Source organism: Clostridium sardiniense (assembly GCF_050584765.1).
GTDB classification, from domain to species: Bacteria; Bacillota; Clostridia; order Clostridiales; family Clostridiaceae; genus Clostridium; species Clostridium sardiniense_A.
On sequence record NZ_JBNOOR010000001.1, the window covers coordinates 416,035 to 436,773 of the forward strand.

The 20,739-nt window shown below is 27.1% G+C and carries 22 protein-coding genes; 18 read left to right on the top strand and 4 right to left on the bottom strand.

Annotated elements, in window-relative coordinates:
- Positions 1 to 73: 73 nt before the first annotated feature.
- Complete coding sequence (locus ACQPUW_RS02085; protein WP_430835834.1) at positions 74 to 1,114, bottom strand: hypothetical protein; 1,041 nt, start codon at positions 1,112 to 1,114, stop codon at positions 74 to 76.
- A 351-nt stretch (positions 1,115 to 1,465) separates the two neighbouring features.
- Between ACQPUW_RS02085 and thrC the strand changes: the two genes are divergently transcribed.
- The 9 genes from thrC (at position 1,466) to ACQPUW_RS02130 (ending at position 8,119) form a co-directional block, all read left to right on the top strand.
- Positions 1,466 to 2,929 (top strand): threonine synthase, encoded by a 1,464-nt coding sequence (gene thrC / locus ACQPUW_RS02090; protein ID WP_430835835.1) that lies wholly within the window; start codon positions 1,466 to 1,468, stop codon positions 2,927 to 2,929.
- 1 nt (position 2,930) lies between these two features.
- Positions 2,931 to 3,827 carry a homoserine kinase gene (thrB, locus tag ACQPUW_RS02095; RefSeq protein WP_430835836.1) on the top strand — a complete coding sequence of 299 codons (897 nt, stop codon included), beginning with the start codon at positions 2,931 to 2,933 and terminating at the stop codon, positions 3,825 to 3,827.
- Positions 3,824 to 4,261: an ACT domain-containing protein gene (locus tag ACQPUW_RS02100; protein ID WP_430835837.1), complete on the top strand. Its 438-nt coding sequence runs from the start codon at positions 3,824 to 3,826 to the stop codon at positions 4,259 to 4,261. Before thrB ends, ACQPUW_RS02100 begins: the two co-directional genes overlap by 4 nt.
- Before the next feature lie 137 nt (positions 4,262 to 4,398).
- Positions 4,399 to 4,899, top strand: coding sequence for a GNAT family N-acetyltransferase (locus tag ACQPUW_RS02105; RefSeq protein ID WP_430835838.1), 501 nt, complete (start codon positions 4,399 to 4,401; stop codon positions 4,897 to 4,899).
- 39 nt (positions 4,900 to 4,938) lie between these two features.
- Entirely contained in the window at positions 4,939 to 5,610 is a 672-nt protein-coding gene (locus tag ACQPUW_RS02110) for an HD domain-containing protein (RefSeq protein ID WP_430835839.1), read from the top strand.
- 131 nt (positions 5,611 to 5,741) lie between these two features.
- Positions 5,742 to 6,230 carry a hypothetical protein gene (locus ACQPUW_RS02115; RefSeq protein ID WP_430835840.1) on the top strand — a complete coding sequence of 163 codons (489 nt, stop codon included), beginning with the start codon at positions 5,742 to 5,744 and terminating at the stop codon, positions 6,228 to 6,230.
- A gap of 126 nt (positions 6,231 to 6,356) precedes the next feature.
- Entirely contained in the window at positions 6,357 to 6,884 is a 528-nt protein-coding gene (locus tag ACQPUW_RS02120) for an ECF transporter S component (RefSeq protein WP_430835841.1), read from the top strand.
- Positions 6,877 to 7,449 carry a class I SAM-dependent methyltransferase gene (locus ACQPUW_RS02125; RefSeq protein WP_430835842.1) on the top strand — a complete coding sequence of 191 codons (573 nt, stop codon included), beginning with the start codon at positions 6,877 to 6,879 and terminating at the stop codon, positions 7,447 to 7,449. The genes ACQPUW_RS02120 and ACQPUW_RS02125 overlap by 8 nt, the downstream gene beginning before the upstream one ends.
- 64 nt (positions 7,450 to 7,513) lie before the next feature.
- Positions 7,514 to 8,119: a hypothetical protein gene (locus tag ACQPUW_RS02130; RefSeq protein ID WP_430835843.1), complete on the top strand. Its 606-nt coding sequence runs from the start codon at positions 7,514 to 7,516 to the stop codon at positions 8,117 to 8,119.
- Positions 8,120 to 8,165: 46 nt separating this feature from the next.
- On the opposite strand, the gene ACQPUW_RS02135 is transcribed toward ACQPUW_RS02130, so the two are convergent.
- A complete protein-coding gene (locus tag ACQPUW_RS02135) occupies positions 8,166 to 8,381 on the bottom strand; it encodes a hypothetical protein (RefSeq protein WP_430835844.1) in 216 nt (71 codons plus the stop codon).
- A gap of 428 nt (positions 8,382 to 8,809) precedes the next feature.
- On the opposite strand from ACQPUW_RS02135, the gene ACQPUW_RS02140 reads away from it, so the two are divergent.
- The 3 genes from ACQPUW_RS02140 to ACQPUW_RS02150 all read left to right on the top strand — a co-directional run bounded on the left by ACQPUW_RS02140 (position 8,810) and on the right by ACQPUW_RS02150 (position 10,826).
- A complete protein-coding gene (locus ACQPUW_RS02140; protein WP_430835845.1) occupies positions 8,810 to 8,944 on the top strand; it encodes a clostri-philic family protein in 135 nt (44 codons plus the stop codon).
- Positions 8,945 to 9,367: 423 nt separating this feature from the next.
- Entirely contained in the window at positions 9,368 to 10,138 is a 771-nt protein-coding gene (locus tag ACQPUW_RS02145; RefSeq protein ID WP_430835846.1) for an EFR1 family ferrodoxin, read from the top strand.
- Between the two features lie 115 nt (positions 10,139 to 10,253).
- On the top strand, positions 10,254 to 10,826 hold the full coding sequence (locus ACQPUW_RS02150) for a DJ-1/PfpI family protein (protein WP_430835847.1): 573 nt from the start codon (positions 10,254 to 10,256) through the stop codon (positions 10,824 to 10,826).
- Positions 10,827 to 11,058: 232 nt separating this feature from the next.
- On the opposite strand, the gene ACQPUW_RS02155 is transcribed toward ACQPUW_RS02150, so the two are convergent.
- Positions 11,059 to 11,904 (bottom strand): hypothetical protein, encoded by an 846-nt coding sequence (locus tag ACQPUW_RS02155; protein ID WP_430835848.1) that lies wholly within the window; start codon positions 11,902 to 11,904, stop codon positions 11,059 to 11,061.
- A 124-nt stretch (positions 11,905 to 12,028) separates the two neighbouring features.
- On the opposite strand from ACQPUW_RS02155, the gene ACQPUW_RS02160 reads away from it, so the two are divergent.
- From ACQPUW_RS02160 to recQ, 4 genes are all read left to right on the top strand, one after another.
- On the top strand, positions 12,029 to 12,466 hold the full coding sequence (locus tag ACQPUW_RS02160; RefSeq protein ID WP_430835849.1) for a GNAT family N-acetyltransferase: 438 nt from the start codon (positions 12,029 to 12,031) through the stop codon (positions 12,464 to 12,466).
- Positions 12,467 to 12,548: 82 nt separating this feature from the next.
- Complete coding sequence (locus ACQPUW_RS02165; protein WP_430835850.1) at positions 12,549 to 13,109, top strand: NUDIX hydrolase; 561 nt, start codon at positions 12,549 to 12,551, stop codon at positions 13,107 to 13,109.
- Between the two features lie 33 nt (positions 13,110 to 13,142).
- The gene (locus tag ACQPUW_RS02170) at positions 13,143 to 13,649 is read left to right on the top strand and encodes an AAA family ATPase (protein ID WP_430835851.1); all 507 of its coding nucleotides are present in this window, start codon (positions 13,143 to 13,145) and stop codon (positions 13,647 to 13,649) included.
- Positions 13,650 to 13,817: 168 nt separating this feature from the next.
- The gene (recQ, locus tag ACQPUW_RS02175) at positions 13,818 to 15,992 is read left to right on the top strand and encodes a DNA helicase RecQ (RefSeq protein WP_430835852.1); all 2,175 of its coding nucleotides are present in this window, start codon (positions 13,818 to 13,820) and stop codon (positions 15,990 to 15,992) included.
- 57 nt (positions 15,993 to 16,049) lie between these two features.
- Here the strand turns inward: recQ and aspD are convergent, their stop codons facing one another.
- Complete coding sequence (gene aspD / locus ACQPUW_RS02180) at positions 16,050 to 17,696, bottom strand: aspartate 4-decarboxylase (protein ID WP_430835853.1); 1,647 nt, start codon at positions 17,694 to 17,696, stop codon at positions 16,050 to 16,052.
- Between the two features lie 460 nt (positions 17,697 to 18,156).
- On the opposite strand from aspD, the gene ACQPUW_RS02185 reads away from it, so the two are divergent.
- A complete protein-coding gene (locus ACQPUW_RS02185; RefSeq protein ID WP_430835854.1) occupies positions 18,157 to 18,696 on the top strand; it encodes a TetR/AcrR family transcriptional regulator in 540 nt (179 codons plus the stop codon).
- Between the two features lie 69 nt (positions 18,697 to 18,765).
- Entirely contained in the window at positions 18,766 to 20,487 is a 1,722-nt protein-coding gene (locus ACQPUW_RS02190) for an MFS transporter (RefSeq protein WP_430835855.1), read from the top strand.
- Positions 20,488 to 20,739 lie beyond the last annotated feature (252 nt).

Genomic DNA, 20,739 nt, shown 5'->3' on the forward strand with positions numbered 1-20,739 from the left:
AACTATTTTTAATATATTAGATAGTTATATGTAAGTCCTCTCTATTTTTATAATTAAGTTTATTTTATATTACTTATATTCCTTTAAATGAATCAACTACTACTTTATAGTCTTTTTCAAGTTCTTTATATAATTTATAACTTGAATTATCAGGATCTAGTCCTATATCAGATGGTAGACCTAATACATATTTAGTTCCGTTTATAGTTTTAAATGTAGTATTATCTAAATATTCTCCATCCACAAGGTTACTAGTTATTGCAATTAATAGTCCTGGAGTACCATCGGCTGCTTTAAATATTACACTAACTCCAGTAGAAGTCTGCTTTATTGAGTAGTGGCCTATCCAAGATGATGGTATTTTAAAGGTAAAACCAAATTTTTTGTTTGTGTAAGTTACGCCTTCGTTGGAAGCAGATTCTTTTTTAGTATTACTATTAGATTTAGATGTACTATTATTTGCAGAACTTTTTTTAGAAGAAGCTTCTTTATGTGAAGTAGTATTTTTACTTGTATTATCATTAGATTTAGATTCTATGCTAGCTTTTTCTTTAGCTTTTTTATCTGCTTCAACTTTTTCTTTTTCTTTGTTTATTTTATTAATTTGATCATCTATTTTTTTCTTTTGATCATTATCAGCATCATCTAATTTAATAGATTTGATTTCATTTTCTGCATCAGTAAATTTTTTATCATTAATTAACTTATCTACAGAATTAATTTGATCGGATATTTTATTTATTGCCTCTTCTTTTAAGGTTATATCTTCTTTTAATTTATCTATATCCTCTTTTATTTTATAATTTGAATAATCTGGCCCTATTTTAGATAAATATTCTTCAGCCTCTTTATAATTTTTAGACTCATAACTTTTCTTAGCGGATTCATAGTTTTCTATTATATTTAATAAATCAGAAGCTTCTTTATTGTCCTTATCTTCTTTTAGTGCATTTTCAAAGTCAGTTTTAGCTTGATCATATTGCTTAGAGTTTAAAGATGATTTTCCAGCTTCAATATATTTGTTTACTTTACTATTAGTGCAGCTAATTAAAGATAGAGAAAATAAAGTTGTTATAACTAAAACAACACTTAATTTTTTGAAATTTTTTATCATTTGTAGTCCCCCTTATAAAATTTTAATAAATTAATTTAATATAATACAATATATCTTTATTATATATGAATACGTTGTAATAATATAATTAAATTTCATTAAATTTCATTAAATTCCAATGAATTCCTTGGTGCTGTAGAGATAATTTATTTGTTTATAAGTAAGATGAAAAGTCTATACAAGAAATAAAATTAATAAATTAAATGTAAAATACAGTAAAGTATAGAATTGAGAGATGGAAATGCAAAGAATAATATGTATTTAAATAAAATACAGTTGTATTCATAACAAGTACATGATATTATGATAAATAAGGGTATATTTCTAGAATTAAACTTTTGGGGTGGTTAAATGAAATTTAGGAGTACAAGGGGGGCTGAACAAGGAATAAATTCATCCGAGGCAATAATTAAAGGGATTGCGTCTGATGGTGGGCTATTTGTTCCAGAGAGTTTTCCTAAAATTTATGAGAATTTAATTAAAAATAAAGATTGCACATATGAAGAGTTAGCATTTAAAATAATAAAAAATTTCTTTACAGATATAGATAAAGATAAGCTTAATGGGGCTATAAATAGAGCTTATAATAAAAGATTTAAAGTAAAAGTTAGAAAAAATTTTTTAGAGCTATATCATGGACCTACTTGTGCATTTAAAGATGCTGCATTACTATTTCTTCCTCAAGTTATGAAAGAAGCTAAAGAATTTTGTAATATTAATGAGGAAATAGTAATACTTACAGCAACTTCAGGGGATACTGGAAAGGCGGCACTTGAAGGATTTAAAAATATTGAAGGTTTTAGAGTAGTTGTTTATTATCCAAAGAATGGAGTAAGTGAGATACAAAAGAGACAAATGATAACTCAAAGCGGAAAAAATGTTAAGGTGATAGCTATTGATGGCAACTTTGATAATGCTCAAAATGGTGTTAAATCTATATTTAATGATAATGATTTAAAGGATGAATTAAGAAAAAAGGGCTATTTATTATCATCTGCAAATTCAATAAATATAGGTAGATTAATACCTCAGATTGTTTATTATTTCTATGGATATTTTAATCTTTGCAATAAAAGTAAGATTAAAATAGGAGAAGAAATAAATGTAGTTGTTCCAACAGGAAATTTTGGGAATATTTTAGCGGCATTTTACGCAAAACAAATGGGATTACCTATTAATAAATTTATATGTGCATCTAACGAAAACAAAGTAATCTCAGATTTCTTTAAAAGTGGTATATATGATAGAAGAAGAGAACTTATATTAACTGAATCTCCATCTATGGATATTTTGATTTCATCAAATTTAGAGAGATTACTCTATGAAGCAAGTGGAAGAGATTCAAAAGAGGTTAATAACCTTATGAATGATTTAACTACAAAAGGCGTATATGAAATAAATGATAAGATGAAAGAGTTCTTAGAAGAATTTTATGGAGGATTTTCTACCAAAGAAGAAGTATACGAGGCTATAAAAGAAATATTTTTCAAAGACAACTATTTAATCGATACACATACAGCTGTAGGGTACAGTGTATATAAGAAGTATAAAAAGGAAACTGGCGATAATACACCAGTACTTATAGCTTCAACTGCAAGTCCATATAAATTTCCACGAAGTATATGCAATTCACTAGGAATAGATGTGGATTTTATGGATGACTTTGATGTTTTAAAAGCTTTGTTTGAACAAAGTAGTAATAGGATACCAAAATGTTTAGCAAAGTTAAAAGATAAAAAAATAAGGCATGATGAGGAATGTACAAAAGATTCTATGAAAGAGGTTTTACTAGCATATTTGGAAGGTAGTGAATAATATGATTAGAGTTAGAGTACCAGCTACATCAGCGAATATGGGGCCAGGTTTTGATGCTATAGGCGTAGCGTTAAATTTATATAATGAATATGCTTTTGAAGAAATAGAGAATGGATTAGAATTTTTTGGAATAGAAGAAGAGTTCTGTAATGAAGAGAACATAATATATAAAGCAATGATTGAATGTTTTAAAAAAAGGAATTATAAGATAAAAGGATTAAGAATATCTATTCTAAAAAATGAAATACCAATTTCTAGAGGTCTTGGAAGTAGTTCAAGTTGCATTGTTGGTGGAATTATTGGAGCAAATGAAATTATGGGTCAAAAGTTATCAACGGAAGAGTTATTAGATATAGCTGTTTCTATGGAGGGGCATCCAGATAACGTTGTACCAGCACTCCTTGGAGGAATCGTTGTTGCTATAGTGATAAAAGGCAAAGTGATTTACGATAAGGTTAAAGTGAAGGATGATTTAAATTTTATTCCAATAATACCTGATTTTAAATTATCTACAGAAAAAGCAAGGGCAGTGCTTCCAAATAAAATATCCTTTGAAGACGGAGTATATAATGTTGGAAGGGCATCTTTAATGGTAACAGCTCTTAATAATGGAAACTATAATTTGCTTAAATTTGCATGTGATGATAGGTTTCATGAAATTTATAGAGGAAATTTAATAAAAGGGTTTGATATTATTAAAAAAGAATCATATAATAATGGAGCGCTAGCATCTTTTTTAAGTGGTGCAGGGCCAACAATAATGACAATTATTAATAGAAAAAATAGCTTTAGCAATAAGATGAGAGAAGTGCTTAATAGAGAAGGGGTAAATTACTCTATTTTGACTCTCTCTATAGATAATGAGGGTGCAGTTGTTATAGAAGGTGGTAACAAATGAAAGGTAATTATTTAGTTGTAGACAAGAAAGTTTTGCCTGAGGTATATGAAAAAGTAATAGAAGTTAAAAATTTACTTAAAGAGGGAAAAATCAAAGAAATAACCGAAGCAACAAAAATAGTAGGAATAAGTAGAAGTGTTTATTATAAGTATAAGGACCATGTCTTTGAATTTGCAGAGAGTATACAAGGTCGTAAGATGACTTTTAGTATGATTATAGAGCATAAAAAAGGTGTCCTATCAGATGTATTAAATTATATTTCAGATAAGGGTGGAAATGTTCTTACAATAGATCAAGGTATACCAATAAATGGTTCTGCAAATTTAAGTATAACAATTGATATGTCAGCTTTAGAATGTGATATATCAGACCTTTTAGATGGATTAGGCGATATGACTAATACTCAAGAGGTTAATTTTATAGCAATGGAATAATTTTTTTTAAAGCGATGTGTATATACACATTGCTTTTAAATTTTTGAATTAATAATATTGTTTTTGTAGTTAGTATAAAATAGTTATAAGGACATATTAAATATGGTATAATATAACAGTGAAAAGGGGGCTTATATATGGAATATATAGACACAAATATTGAGGGCTTTAAATTAAGAAAAGCAGAAGAGAATGATATTAATTTAATTTTGGGACTTATAAAAGAACTTGCAGTTTATGAAAAAATGTTAGATGAAGTTATTGCAACTGAAGATAGCATAAGAGAGTCAATTTTTATAAGAAAAGATGCTAATGTTATGATAGCAGAATTTAATGGGAATCCAATAGGATATGTTTTTTATTTCTTTAATTACTCAACATTTATAGGGAGATCAGGTTTTTATCTAGAAGATATTTATATAAAGCCTGAATATAGAGGAAGAGGAATTGGAAAAGAGATATTTAAGGTTATTGCTAAAATTGCATTTGATAACGGATGTAAGAGAATTGAGTGGAGTTGTCTTAATTGGAACAAGCCATCAATAAATTTCTACAAGGGCATAGGTGCAATTCCAATGAGTGATTGGACTGTATATAGATTAGAAGAGGATAAGATAAAAGAATTAGTGGAAATTTAAAAACAATATTTAAATTAGAATGTGAGGAAAGTTTAGGGTATGAGCAAGTATTACAATTCAGTGAGAGAAGAAATGATAAAATTATTAAGTAAGCATTGCAATGAGGGGGCTCATGATATATATCATCTAGATAGAGTATATAAAATGGCAAAGCTCATAAATGAGAAGGAAGGACTATCAGGTGATGAAGATGTACTATGTCTTTCAAGTTATATGCACGATCTTCATAGACTTCAAATAAATGATGAAATAGAATTAAAGCATTCTCATGAAATGGGGATAATATTTTATGAATTATGCATAAAGCTTGAATTAGATATGGAATTAATAAAAAAAATAAGAGAATGCATAGAATCAACAGACAAGCATTGCTTCCTAGGGGACGAGCTAGAAAGTGATTTGCCTATTGAAGCAATAATACTAAAAGATGCTGATAATTTAGATTCTTTAGGAGCAGTTGGAATAGGAAGAGCATTTATGTTTGGTGAACATATAGGAGAAAAGATGTATGATCCACATACAAATTTAGAGGGTGGGCAGTACAACTTAACTGAAAAGAGTAAGTCAATAGTACATCATTTTTATGAAAAGCTATTTAGGTTAGAAGAGGATATGGGAACTAATATAGGACGAAGGATTGCAAAAAATAGAATAGATTATATGGAAGAATATCTAAATAGATTTTTTGAAGAATTTGAAGTTATTTTATAAATCTTAATTATAATTGTAAAAATAATTAACAAATATTTTAAAATATAAATATATTGTATCTATAATTCTGATATATGATATTACAATCGGACATATTATTGATAAATTAATACAGTGAAGGTGAACATGATATGAAGAATGTAAAGAGAAAAAAGCAATTAATCATCGGAATTATAGTGGCAGTACTTATATTAGGATTATTAATTTTCAACACACATAGGGAAAATGAAAAAATCGCAAAATTCCAAACCTACTTAGATGGACATAAAACAGCATTTAACCAATATATGATAGGAAAAGAAGAAACCACATATAAAAGCTTAATAAAACAATCAAATGATGCAATCTCATTTAGAAATGTAAAAGTAATGCCTGAGCTTGAAAAAAAATTAAATAATTTAATTGAAAAAGCTGAAAAAGATAATGGACAAATATTAAACAGACAATTAGAGGATTTAAAGAGTATTGATTTAAATAAAATAGAAAAAGGTTCAAGAGCTAAAATAGAAGGTCAAATAAAAGAAGTAGAACAACTATTAAGTAATAAGCAATATGATAGTGCTAGTAAAGAGATTACTAATATAAAAAATGAAATGTATAGTGCAATGAGTACTAAATAATTATTAGACTATAGATAAATTTAATTTATCTATAGTCTTTTTTTTATAAGTTCTTATTATAAATTCTTTTATGTCTAAAAATATAAGATTAAAAATATAAATTTAGTATATAAAGGAGTGAGTTATATGAAAAGATTAAAGAATAAGTCTAATATAAGAAAAATTTTAATAACATCTATGTTTATTGCAATAGGTATAATATTACCTTCTATATTTCATACTTTTAATATGGCAGGCAATATATTCTTGCCAATGCATATACCTATTTTAATATGTGCAGTTATATGTGGAGGAAAATATGGAGGGATTTGTGGATTAATTGTTCCAATACTTTCATCATTTTTAACTGGGATGCCCCCTATATTTCCAGTAGCTATAATAATGAGCTTGGAACTTGGATGTTATGGCTTAACTTTAGGAATTTTATTAAAGAGAAGGTCTATACTAGTATCATTAATTATAACTCTTTTAGTTGGGAGAGTAGTATCTTGTATAGCTAATTTTATTATTTTAGGAGTTGTACAAAATACATTTGCTTTTTCTGCATTTTTAATGGGCGCTTTTATTACAGCATTACCTGGAATTATAATTCAATTAATATTAATACCTATATTATATAACTTTTTAAAAAGGAGAGATTATATAGATGTGTAATATAAGAGAGTTCTTTGATAATTTGGCATCAGATTGGGATAGAAGAAGCAATCATGAATATATAGAAGATATAATAAGGAAAATAGATATTCATGAGAATTCAAAAATATTAGATGTAGCTTGTGGAACTGGGATATTAGAAGAATATTTATTAAAATATAATCCAAAAGAGATACTTGGAGTAGACATATCTAAAAATATGATAGAAATAGCTAAAGAGAAAAATAATGATAAAAGAGTAGAATACTTATGCGAAGATATTTTTAATATAGAAGCTGGAGAATGGGATTTTATAATAGTATTTAATGCATTTCCGCATTTTATAGATAAGGAAAAGTTTCTAAGTCATTTAAGTAAGCTTTTAAAGAAAGGTAGAAAGCTTATAATATGCCATAATTTTGGTAGAAAAAGCATAGATAAAATACACGAAAATATGTCAAAATCAATATCATCACAGCTTATTTCTGGAAAAGAATTAGTTAAAATTACGCCTGTATCTTTGAAAGAGAAATTAGTTATTGATAATGATAAAATTTATCTTGTAATATTAGATTATTTTTCTTGAAGTGCTTATATAAAAATAGTAATATTTAATAGTAATTTATATGTTTTATCAAAGGAGTGGACTAGTGAGAAGGGCAATTGTAGGGGTTGGGATTGGATTATTATTAGTTTTTGGAGGAAAATATTGCATTAAAAATGGTGATGAAGAAAAAGTAGTACAAGCACTTCAAAATTATAATAAAATTGATGAAGGTAAAGAGGATAATATAGAAAAGAATGAAAAAGGGTCTATTGATAGTAATGATGTTTTAGAAAGCATTAAAGGAATATGGGGAACTGGCGTTATGTACAGTTATAAATTAGACTCAAAGCCAACAGAGAAAATGATGGAGAAATATTCAGGGCTAGCTAAAAAAAATATTATAATATCAGATCATAGATACTTTAATATATTTGATAGTATTTATTATGATAAAAATTTTAAAGATCCATATTATAAAATAAGTAGGATAGATGGCAACATCATTGATTATAATGATAAGAATTCATATATAATGAGACCTGCATTGATTGGACTTGATACAGAAGGACAGGTATATAAAGTAGTAGTTACTGATGAAGAGCATAAGAATGATGATAATTATAAAGATACACCAGTTTTCTATACTAATGGGAATATCTTAATAGTTAATTATGAGGGATGTTCTTTTAGATACACAAAACTTAATTAAGAAAAAGAATAAAAAGGCATTGAAGAGCAACTTCAATGCCTTTTTATTAATCAATATTTTGATTTAAATTAATACTAGCATTCTCAAAACCGTCGACAAATCCCCTATTAAACTCTTTTACTATATATATTGAAGGAACTAATATAAGGACTATTCCGAGTATAATGAAAGATTTATAGTATTTAGTAGTAAGATTTCTTTTGCACTTTTTTACTAAAAATACTCCAAATATTAATGATACCAAGGCTAATAAATCTACCAAAAAATCATCTCCATTTCTCATTTGTACAAATATATTAAAATATCAGTGTGTTATTATTAAGGTTAATATAACATATTTATAAAGAATTAGAAATAAATTGAATAAATGTTAATAAAATATTGATATTTATATTTTAGTAGCATAGTATCAATAGGAAATTAAATGATTTAGTGAATTTAAAAAAGAATAGATAAATGAGATGTGCGACCTTATATATCATTTGTTAGTATTATCTAATGAGTTAAGTATATCAACAGATGAAATAAAACTTGAATTAGAATTTAGGAGAACTAAAATAAATAATTTCAAGGGTGAAAGAAAAATTATAGAGAATATTTAGAAGAGATAGGAATATTATCTCTTCTTTTTTATATGAATTTTTAAATATGATAAGGAGAAAAATAATATTTGAAGGGAGTGTGATAGTCATGCCAAAGAAAGATAACCTTGGAAATCCTTTGCAAAAGGGTCAAAGAAGACAAAGATTACATCAAAAACAAAATAATATTGGTAATGATAAGAACCCACCAAAATATAAGAGTTTTGATGGAGAAGACCTTTAGGTAATAACTAAATTAGGTAGTGTATATATTTTTATATACACTACTTTTTTATATAACTTATTTAGTATGAAATGTTAAAATATATATTAAAAGCGTAACTTCTAGAAGTTTTATTGTATAGTTATAAAATTATTTAAGAAAATTTTCATTTTACTTTCATAATATTATTAGATAATAAGTTGTTGGAGATTTTAAGCAGTAAATTATTTGTTTTGAGGTATTACACAAATTAGAAAAATCTAGTATACAAAATATAAAAAATAATGTAATTGGAAAAAATTAAATGAATAGATGATATTAAAAATTAAAATTATTAATTTTAAAATATAGTCAAAAAGGTAATAGATAATCTAATACTTTATACTTTATAATGAGTCATATAGATTACAAAAATATATTAATAAATTATAGTAGGTGATAAATTTGATTAAAATATATTATTTCACATCAACAGGTAACTGTCTGTATGTTGGAAAGGAAATTAAAAATAAAATAGATGAAGTAGAATTAATACCTATATCAAAAGCAATGAAAGAGAAAAATTTTATATGTGATAGTGATATGGTAGGGATAATATATCCACTACATTGCTTTAGTCTTCCATCTGTTGTTGAAGAATTCTTAGAAAAATTAAAATTAGAAGGTAATCCTTATGTTTTCGCAGTACAAGTTACAGGGGGTGGATCTTCTAAGAATGGTTTTGTAAGAATAAATGAAATCTTAAATACTAAAGGGCTTAGACTTAATAATTTTGAAGAGATAAAATATATATCTAACTATATAAGAGCAGGAAGAAATCCTTCAAAAGATAGAGCAATTAAATCTATAGAAGATGAAAAAAGTAAGCTTAATGACTTCATAACATCTATAGAAAATAAAGATGATAAGAATTTAAAACTTAGAAAACAAGCGGTAAGCAATTTTGTTCATTCTCTTTGGAAGAACAAATATAAGAAGAAAGATAAGAAATTTAATGTAAATAGTAATTGTACAGGTTGTGGAACTTGTGAAAAAATTTGCCCAGTAAGTAATGTAAAATTAAAAGAAAGTAAACCAACATGGAATGGGGAGTGTGTAGATTGTATGGCTTGCATAAATATTTGTCCAAGCAAAGCAATTAATATAGGCGATAAAACATTAAAGAAGGATAGATATATAAACCCATATATAAAAAGAAATGAGTTAATTAAATAATAGATAAAATATTCAATATAAAAGTTAATTTTAATATATGTTATTTAGAGTAGAATTAAGATATAATTATAGTAAAAAATGGGAAAATATAACGCGGATAGTGGGGGATAAAACTTTGAGAAAAATAGCATTATTTATTTTTGAAAATATGACTGATTATGAAGTTACCTTTGTATCACATCTTTTAAACACTCAAGAAGATATACAAGTCGTTACGATGGCTTATGAAGAGAGAAGTATTAAAGGACAAACTGGATTTATATATAATCCAGAAATGATATTAAAAGATATTGAGTATGACGAATTTGATGGTCTTATAATTCCAGGAGGCTGGAATGGAGACTATAGAGAAGAACTTCAAGATTTAATATTATACTTTAAAGATAATAATAAATTAATTGCAGGAATTTGTGGTGCTGGTACAGTATACTTAGCTAAATCAACTGCATTAGATAATGTACAATATACAACTCCAATAAAGAAGTGGTCAAACAGACACAAAAGTATATTTGGAGAAGAGGATCCATTTAATAGAGAGAACTTTGTAAATGTAGATATAGTTAGAGATTGTAATGTCATAACTGCAATTGGTAATGCATTTATAGATTTTGGAGTTGAGATATGTGATTTCTTAAATCTATTCGAGAGCAATAAAGAAAAACAAAATTTTAGAGAGATGTTTAAATAAAAGAGCATGTATCTTAAAACATATTATTTATAGTAATATAAATATAATATTACATAAATAATAAAAATAAGATATGTTATATAAAAATTAGATAGATTATAATGAATATCGGATATAAGTATATATACTTATATCCGATATTTTACTATCTATTATTATATATAAATGATAGATAGTAATTTAAAAATTAAAGCAAGTGTAGTTTAATATGAATCTGTATTGTATATATTTTTTATTTATTAGAATCAGATAATGTTATATCTAAATCATTATTAGCTGATGTTCCTTTGAATATATTCCCAGCTAAATCTTTTGCAATAAACTCTCCCTTAAGTAAAGAGCTATCAATATCTTTATTTATAACTCCTACAGGAAGAGTAGAGTTTAGTAAAAATGTGTTACTTTCTCCATTATTTCTATTGTCAAAATCTTTAGTAGTATACTCTTTAATTACTTTACCATCATAAATTACTCTATAAGTTAAGTCAGTTATATTAAATAATTTAGTATTATCACTTTTTATATTAGTTGAAAAATAAAAATCATTGCCTATAGAATTATTAAAAGGATTATAGTATAGATTCATAGAATGAACTACAAAAGATTTAGCTAAAGCTTTAAAAGAGTAGTTATCCATTTTAAATGGATATACTTTATTGCCTTCTATAAAGTATAGAGAAAAATTATATTCCTTTGATGGATCAAAATCAATGCTAGTAAAATAGTGTGGGTATTCAGAAGTAGTCATCTCTTTTTCATTCCAAGTATCTTTAGTAGAATCTTTATATTTAACAACTACTTTAGATGGCTTAGAAGGAGATGTTATATCTGCTGTTACATATATCTTTTTATCTTTTATTTCAAAATTATAGCTACTTAATAAATGTGATGGAGCATTTAAAGTTTCTAGATTAGTATAAATATCATAGATATTTGAATTTATATTATTAATCGATAAATTTAAATTATCTATTTCTGAGTTTAAAGCCTCATTACTTTCCTTTAAGTTAATATTTGATATAGTCAATACTCCAATATATGCTGAAAGTATAATTAAAAAAATATCCTTCTTTTTCATATTGTCCCCCTTTGAGAATACATCCTATATTATAGCATAAATAGAATTATAAGTAATGTGATATAATGTTAAAAGGGAAAGTATAGTGCATAAATTTGTATATTATTTAAAAGGAGTAATAGAAATGAGATTTGAAGAGATTACTTTAGAGCATTTAGAAAGTGTAGTTAATTTTTATATTAAATCTTTTAATTCAGATCCATGGAATGATAAATGGACAGAAGAAAGTGCTACAAAAAGATTAACTCAAATGATGAATTGTGAAGGAGCCTATGGGTTAGTTTGCTATTTAGATGAGGAGCCGGTAGGTATGATTCTTGGAAATCATGAGTATTATTATGATGCTATGCATTTTAATATAAAAGAGTTTTGTGTAGATCATAGTAAAAAAGGAAAAGGAATAGGAAAGAGATTATTAAATGAATTTACAGATAGATTAAAGGGTAAAGGAATAGATTATATATATTTACTTACATCAAGGACAGAAAAAACAGAAGGATTTTATAAGAAAAATGAATATGAATCTGTAGATGATATAGTAATGATGGAGAGAAATTTATAAGATATATTTAATTTATATTTCAAAATATAAATTAAGAACTAATAATTGATAGATAAACAACAAAAGAGAGTGGGGAGTATTTATGGATTGGAAGAAACAAATAGAAAATTATATACCTGTAAATGAGCAAGAAGCTAAGGATAAAGAAAGTATACTTATGTGTATAAATAATTTTAGTGATGTACTTACAAGAAAAAATGTAGTTTGTCACCTTACAAGTTCAGCCTTTGTAGTTAATAAAGAAAAGGACAAAGCGCTTATGGCTTACCATAATATTTATAAATCATGGGCTTGGACTGGCGGGCACATGGATGGAGATGAAGATTTCTTAAAGGTTGCATTTAAGGAACTTGAAGAAGAAACAGGGCTAAAGAATGCAAGGCTTCTTTATAATGGTATAGCTTCAGTAGATGTTCTTCCTGTAAATGGACATATAAAAAGAGGTGAATTTGTATCACCACATCTACATCTATCCATTGCTTATCTTTTTGAAGGTGATGAAAATGAAGAGATTAGAATGAAAGAAGATGAAAATAGTGGAGTTAAATGGATTCCTATAAAAGAGCTTATGAAATATACAGAGAAAGAACCATTTATGCAAAATGTATACCAAAAGATTTTAGATAGGGTAAATATAAAATAGAATACTTAACTTACTAAGAAGGAATTATTTATTATGAAAAGATTAATTATTGTAAATGGTACAATGGGTGTTGGTAAAACAGCGACTTGCAAAGAATTAAACAAAAGATTAAATAATTCAGTTTGGCTAGATGGGGATTGGTGCTGGATGATGGATCCTTTTATTGTAAATGAAGAAAATAAGAAAATGGTTAAAGAGAATATTATATTCTTACTAAACAATTTTATGAATAACTCTAATGTAGAAAACATTATTTTTAATTGGGTTATTCATGATGAGTCTATAATGGAAGATATTCTGTCAGAACTTAAGGATATAGAATATGATCTTGAAAAGATAACTTTAATATGTTCTAGAAGTGCATTAAAAAGAAGAATTTCTAAAGATATAGATGAAGGCAAGAGAGATATAGCTTGTTTAGAGAGAAGTCTTAATTACTTAGATTTATATAAAGATATGAATACAGAAAAATTTGATACATCTGGAAAGAACATAGATGAAGTAGTAGAAGAAATCTGTGCTTATTTAATAAGGCAGTAGATGAAGAGCAATTTTAAATATTAGTTTTAAAAAGAAGCAAATGAGCACTTAAAGCAGCACTTATTTAAAATAAACTTATAAAAAGGGATTACAGATTGTAATTCCTTTTTATAAGTTTAAAATTTGGTCTATAATATTAGTATGATTTAAATAAAGAGGAGAGTAATTTTGAAGAATGCATTAAAGGTTTTAAAAAGTTATTTTGGATATAGTAATTTTAGAAAAGGACAGGAAGAGATAATAAATGAAATAGTAAGTGGAAATGATGTAGTTTCTATAATGCCAACAGGGGGAGGTAAGTCTATATGTTACCAAGTTCCAGCCCTTATGATGGATGGCATAACAATTGTAATTTCACCACTTATATCTCTTATGAAAGACCAAGTAGATGCTTTAAATAGCGTTGGAATAGAGTCAGCATATGTTAATTCGTCTCTTTCAACTTTAGAGATAAGAGATGTTTTTAGAAAGATAGAAGATGGAGAGATAAAAATTCTTTATGTTGCACCAGAACGATTAGAGTCAATGGAGTTTTTAAATACGATATCTAATACAAATATATCTCAAGTAGCAGTAGATGAAGCACATTGTGTATCAACTTGGGGACATGACTTTAGAAGTAGTTATAAACATATAAGTAGATTTATAGAATTATTAAAAACAAGACCTGTTGTATCAGCATTTACAGCAACAGCAACTAAAGAAGTAAGGGAAGATATAGTTAAGCTTTTAGCTCTTAATGATCCAAAGGTATTTGTAGCTGGATTTGATAGAGAAAATTTAAAGATAGTTATAGAAAAAGGTGTTAATAAAAAACAATATATATTAGATTATGTTATGGAGAATAAAGCTGAATCAGGAATAATATATTGCTCAACAAGAAAAGAAGTAGATTCATTATATGAACTTTTAAAAGCTAAAGGTATAAGTGTAGGAAGATATCATGCAGGGCTTTCAGATGAAGAAAGAAAAGAAAACCAAGAAGAGTTTGTTTATGATAAAAGCAATTTAATGATTGCAACAAATGCCTTTGGTATGGGAATTGATAAACCTAATATAAGATATGTAATACATTTTAATATGCCTAAGAATATAGAAGGATATTATCAAGAAATAGGAAGAGCTGGTAGAGACTCAGAAAAGTCAGAATGTATATTGTTATTTTCACCAGGCGATGTACAAACACAAAAGTATATTATAGATACAGGAACACTAAATCCACAAAGAAAAATGAATGAATTATCAAAACTTCAAACTATGACTGACTTAGTATACTGCAATGGATGTTATAGAAGATTCATATTAGAGTATTTTGGTGAAGAACTTAAAGATGATTGTAACAATTGTAGTAATTGTGAATCAACTGCTGAAGTCGTTGATAAAACAATAGATGCACAAAAGGTTATATCATGTGTTTATAGAATGAAGAGACCTTATGGTATAGGAATGATAGTAGATGTCTTAAGGGGGTCTAAAAATCAAAAGATAGTTGAATTTGGACTTAATGAACTTACGACATATGGAATAATGAAAGACTATTCTAAAGAAGAACTTAAAGATTTTATAAATACATTAATATCTCATGGATATATAAATTATGGAGGAGAATATCCAGTAGTTAAGCAAAATACCAAGTCATTAGAAGTAATAAAAGGGAATGAAAAAGTATTATTTAAAGAAGAGAGAAAAATTCAAAAGCTTGATACAAATAATGATTTATTTGCTATATTAAAAGATGTTCGTAGAGATATAGCTATAGAAGAGGGAATACCTCCGTATATAGTATTTGGAGATAATACCCTTAAAGAAATGAGTGTTAGAATGCCAGTAAACAATACTCAACTTATAGAGATAAGTGGAGTTGGAGAGAAGAAGATAGAAAAGTATGGAGAGAAATTCTTAGATAAAATAAAAGAATATATAGATGAAAATAATATAGATATTAAATGGAGCCATAAAGGTAACAATAAAAAAGTAGATAAAGGAACTGATAAAAAACAATCTAAAGGAAGTAATAATGGAAAGCAAAAATCTTATGAAATAACAATCGATATGATAAAAGAGGGAAAGGATTTTAACTGCATATCAGATGAGAGAGGACTTGCTATAACAACAATAATATCTCATATAGAGCAATATATGAATGCAGGAAATGATATAGATTTTAAAATAGACTTTTCAGATTTATTTAATAAGGAAGAAGAGAATAAAGTATTAGAAGTTGTAGATAAGATTGGATTTTATAGAGTAAAACCTATAAAGGATGAACTTTCAGAAGAGTTTTCTTATGATAAAATAAGATTTATTATACTAAAAAAGATTATTGAAGAAAAAAGAGCTTAATACTTATAGTATTAGGCTCTTTTTATAAATTATAAATTTTAAATATAGAAAACTTAACTAAGATGATATCTTAGTAGAATTTTCAGATTCTTGCCATCTAGATATTAAATCTATCATTAAATTACGCATAATCTTACCGATTCTATAGTATTCACGATCATCTAAATTAGCAAGAGATACTCTAAGTGACCACTCAGAGTCATCAAATCCACTTCCAGATAATAATATTACAGAACATTCTTTAGCTAGATGATAAAGTATATGAACTAAACTATAGTTATTCTTAAGATAGTCTGCAAAATCAGAACCAAAGCTAATTTTTGCCCACTCAAGTATATTAAATTCTGTATAGTAATAAGCACTATATGGATCATCTTTTAATTCAGCACCTAATCCATCAAATAATAATTGCTTACGACGACGACATATATTTATTGTTAGATTTTTATAATTATCATCTGTATCTAATAAAGCAAAGGCACAGAAAAATGCCATTTGTATTTGTTGAGGTGTTGAAAGGCCAGCTGTATGATTAAGGGCAACCTGTCTACTATCTGCAACAATTCTATCTATAAATGGTATGTTTTCGCAATCAGTACATAAATCTTTATAACGTGAGCGTATAAGTTCTTTTTTATCAGAAGGAAGATTTTTTATTAAATCATCAAGTACATTAGTTTTTTGAAGTGCTATTGTTCCTAATCTATAGCCTGTTACTCCAAAATATTTTGAGAATGAATAAACTCCAATTGTGTTATATGGAAGATCAGCCATTAATGAACGGAAATTAGGTACAAATGTTCCATACACATCATCTGATATTATGATTAAATTTGGATTATCTTCATTAACTATTTTAATTAAACTATGTTTACTTTCATCTGTTAATGCAACTGATGATGGGTTACCTGGGTTTACAATAAATAAAGCTTTTATTGTAGTATCCTTAAGTTTATCTAATTCACTTTGTGGCACTCTCCATGAAGGTGTCCCATTAGCGGAATATTCTTCAGCTTTTATTTGAACTATGTCTAAACTGTATCTTGGAATATTTGGAATCTCTAGGTAAGGAGTAAATACTGGTGTCATTATGGCAATTTTATCTCCCTTACATAGTAATTCATTAGCTTTTAATGAATCAAAAATATAGCACATTGCAGCAGTTGCCCCTTCTACTGCAAAGATATCAAAGTTTCCATCACTAATATCTCCAGAACACATTTCTTTTACTAAGTAATCATGAACTATGCTTTCTGTATGAGTTAGCATTCTATCAGGAAATGGATAATTATCTCCGATTATTCCATCAGCTAACTCATATACATAGCTATCAGGATCAAATCCTTTTTTATTTATTCCGTATTCGATTATATTTATTAAAAGCTCCATACCTGGTGCATTTATATTTTCATCAGCAAACTCTTTAAATCTATTGTAAATTCCTTTTTGGTGAGGCATACCAGCAAGATCACCTTCTTGCCAAACTCTTTGAGTTTCAAGTACAGCAAATTGTCCAAATGTAAAAAATGCTTGTCTAGGAGTGGCAGCTGTCCAATTAGGATTTCCTCTTCCAGCATCAAGCAGTGGACGCTTACTTCCATCAAGCTCTTTTTTTGCAACTTTAATTAACTCATTCTTAAATTCAAAGGGACTTATCTTTTCATAGATTTCCTCTATCTCTTTAAGTTTCTTATTCTCATTCATTTTTTATCCTCCTAAAAGTGTAGTTAACTTTAGCCCCAAAAAAACTATACAACAACTTTTCGCTAATAAAAGAAATAAACCGTAATAATATTGTTAAATTTTTAAAAAAGTTACTAAAAGATATTTAATTAGATCCATAAAAGTAATATCATGGTAAAAAGGAAGAATAATTAATTGTAGTGTATTCTATAAATTACATTCATTAATAGATAGCTAATTATTGGAGAGTCACATTATTAGAGAGTCACATATAATAATTAATCTAGTGGTTATTCTAGTTAATAGAGCTAGAATATAATTATGCAAGATTACTTAAAGAAAAATACATTATATATTAACAGATTATAAATAGTTATAGATAATTATTATTATTTAACAAAAATATCATACTTTGTCTATTGAATTAGAGATGGAAAAAAATTATAATTTGAACATGGTTCATAAAGAAGGTGATTTATAGATGCCAAAAATATTAGAGAATCCTAAAGAGAAAATATTAAGCGAAGCTAGATTTATGATTAAAGAAGATGGATATAGTAAATTGAGCATGAGAAATTTAGCTAAAAGTTGTGGGATAGGTCTTGGAACAGTTTATAATTATTTTAAAAGCAAACATTCAATAGTTTTAGAGATAATTAGGGATGATTGGAAAGATGTTATTTTTACACTTAAAGATATTAATAAGTTATATATAGGTTTCGAAGAAAAAATGAAGATTATATATGACGCTGTGGATAGTTATTTTTCAGATCATGTTGATATATTTTTTGATCTATATAAAGAGACAAACCCTAAGCCAGACCATAGTGTAGTTAGTATATTTGGTCCATTATATGATATAACAGGTGACATTATTCTGTACCATAAGAATAATGGTGATATAAAAATATCATTAGATGAGAAGGTGCTTAGCAAATTTATAGTCAGTAATATGGTTACTATTATAAAAAGTAGAGTCTTTTCTTTTGAGGACTTAATGTGTATCTTGAACTTTAAATAACATAATTAGCAATAATTAGAGTTGTTTTTATAAAATTATATGAACAATGTTCATAAAGGAGGAATAGAAATGGAAAATGAGAATGGCTATAGCAAAAAGACACAAAAAGCACTAATGATAATGTTCTTACTTGGTATATTTATTGGAGGTATGGACTCTGGTATTGTATCACCAGCTAGAACTATTATTGCAGATGCATTAGGTGTAAGTGCAGATAGCTCTATTTGGATGATTACAATCTATACGCTAGCCTATGCAGTTGTAATGCCTATTTCAGGAAAATTATCAGACAGGTATGGAAAGAAGAAGATGTTTGTATTTTCAATAACTTTATTTGGTATAGGTTCAGCCTTATGTGGTATATCAGATTATGTTGGAGGATATAACTTCTTACTAACAGCTAGAGTAATACAAGCCATTGGTGGTGGCGGAATAATGCCAATTGCCACAGCATTTATTGGTGAAAGTTTCCCAAAAGCAAAAAGAGGAGCTGCACTAGGTTTAGTTGGTGCAACTTATGGTATTGCTACAACTCTTGGACCATCAATAGGATCAGGAATTATACAAGGTTTTGGTGCAGATAACTGGGGATTATTATTCTTTATAAATGTCCCTATATGTATAGTAGTTATTATAATGGCTCTTAAGATAAAGATAGTAGAAATAGAGCACAGAAAAAAGAAGATGGATACTTGGGGAAGTATAATTGTAGCAATAATGATTTTATCATTAATGTATGGAGTTACAAATTTAAATTTCCATAGCTTCTCAGCGTCATTAAAATCAACTGAGGTATATCCTTACTTAATTGTATTTATTGTATTATTACCTATATTTATATATCGTGAAAAGAGAGCAGAAGACCCAATAATAAACTTAAGCTATTTTACAAACAGAAATATTTGTATAACTTTAATTATGAGTTTAGTTGTTGGATGTGGAATGATGAGTGTTGTATTTATACCTCAATTTGGTGAAAATACATTAAGATTAAGCCAAGGTTCAGGTGGATATCTAATAACAATAATGGCTATTTGCTCAGGAATAGCAGCACCTATAGGTGGTAAGTTTATAGATAAATACTCAGCAAAAGCAGTACTTCTAGTAGGTTTTGGTTGTACAGTAGTTGGAACTCTTACTTTAGCTTTATTTGTTTCAAAATCAGATAATGCGCCTCTGTTAATTATAGCTTTATGTATAATGGGAGCTGGTATGGGTTTAACAATGGGTACACCACTTAATTATTTGATGCAAGTAAATGTACCAAAGGAAGAAGCTGGATCAGCACAAGCAACACTATCACTTATAAAGAGTGTTGGTATTGCGGTATCACCTAATATTTTAATAAACTTTATAGCTGAAGCTGGAGACAAAATGCCAGCAAAACTTATGCAAGTTATGCCACCAATTCAAGGAGCATCAGCAAATATGGGACATGCAATGGGAAATATTCCACAACATATACTAAATTCATTCCAAAATGCTGATGTAACAAGTATTACAGGTGTAATGAAAGAGTTTGCAAGTTTCATGTTTGATAAAGCAAAACCTGCAATAGAACAAGGTCTTGCAGGACATATACCACCACACACTACTGTAGATGCAGTATTTAATGGAATGAAGGCAGAATATTTAACTAAAGTAGATGCTGCAAGAGCTACAATAGAAAATACTTTCCAACAAACTTTAAATAGTGGATTTGCAGAGTTATTTATTGCATCAGCAATAATAGCTGCAGTTGGATTTGTACTTGCACTATTTTTAACTAATAAGAAAAAAGAAGAAGCTTAGGAATGTGGTATTTATTAGTTATATATTACTAGAGTAAGTTTATAATTTTTGTTATAAAAATTATATATAAAACTAATAAATATACATTTATAATAGTTATAGAAATGTTAAAAATATGAATTAAATACATGATTTAATAATAGTAGTCAATTTAGTATATATTGATTATAAATAGAAAAAGTGCTTTGTTTTAGTTAAAACAAAGCACTTTTTGTTTAGTTAAAATTTACAAAAAGAAGTTTTGATAGAAAA

Excerpts from the sequence above, each read along its gene's own strand:
- aspD (WP_430835853.1), bottom strand. The coding sequence starts at position 17,696 with ATGAATGAGAATAAGAAACTTAAAGAGATAGAGGAAATCTATGAAAAG.
- ACQPUW_RS02100 (WP_430835837.1), top strand. The coding sequence starts at position 3,824 with ATGAAAGGTAATTATTTAGTTGTAGACAAGAAAGTTTTGCCTGAGGTA.
- thrC (WP_430835835.1), top strand. The coding sequence starts at position 1,466 with ATGAAATTTAGGAGTACAAGGGGGGCTGAACAAGGAATAAATTCATCC.
- ACQPUW_RS02185 (WP_430835854.1), top strand. The coding sequence starts at position 18,157 with ATGCCAAAAATATTAGAGAATCCTAAAGAGAAAATATTAAGCGAAGCT.
- ACQPUW_RS02190 (WP_430835855.1), top strand. The coding sequence starts at position 18,766 with ATGGAAAATGAGAATGGCTATAGCAAAAAGACACAAAAAGCACTAATG.
- ACQPUW_RS02155 (WP_430835848.1), bottom strand. The coding sequence starts at position 11,904 with ATGAAAAAGAAGGATATTTTTTTAATTATACTTTCAGCATATATTGGA.
- thrB (WP_430835836.1), top strand. The coding sequence starts at position 2,931 with ATGATTAGAGTTAGAGTACCAGCTACATCAGCGAATATGGGGCCAGGT.
- ACQPUW_RS02105 (WP_430835838.1), top strand. The coding sequence starts at position 4,399 with ATGGAATATATAGACACAAATATTGAGGGCTTTAAATTAAGAAAAGCA.
- ACQPUW_RS02125 (WP_430835842.1), top strand. The coding sequence starts at position 6,877 with ATGTGTAATATAAGAGAGTTCTTTGATAATTTGGCATCAGATTGGGAT.
- ACQPUW_RS02140 (WP_430835845.1), top strand. The coding sequence starts at position 8,810 with ATGCCAAAGAAAGATAACCTTGGAAATCCTTTGCAAAAGGGTCAAAGA.
- ACQPUW_RS02110 (WP_430835839.1), top strand. The coding sequence starts at position 4,939 with ATGAGCAAGTATTACAATTCAGTGAGAGAAGAAATGATAAAATTATTA.
- ACQPUW_RS02085 (WP_430835834.1), bottom strand. The coding sequence starts at position 1,114 with ATGATAAAAAATTTCAAAAAATTAAGTGTTGTTTTAGTTATAACAACT.
- ACQPUW_RS02160 (WP_430835849.1), top strand. The coding sequence starts at position 12,029 with ATGAGATTTGAAGAGATTACTTTAGAGCATTTAGAAAGTGTAGTTAAT.
- ACQPUW_RS02115 (WP_430835840.1), top strand. The coding sequence starts at position 5,742 with ATGAAGAATGTAAAGAGAAAAAAGCAATTAATCATCGGAATTATAGTG.
- ACQPUW_RS02165 (WP_430835850.1), top strand. The coding sequence starts at position 12,549 with ATGGATTGGAAGAAACAAATAGAAAATTATATACCTGTAAATGAGCAA.
- ACQPUW_RS02120 (WP_430835841.1), top strand. The coding sequence starts at position 6,357 with ATGAAAAGATTAAAGAATAAGTCTAATATAAGAAAAATTTTAATAACA.
- ACQPUW_RS02170 (WP_430835851.1), top strand. The coding sequence starts at position 13,143 with ATGAAAAGATTAATTATTGTAAATGGTACAATGGGTGTTGGTAAAACA.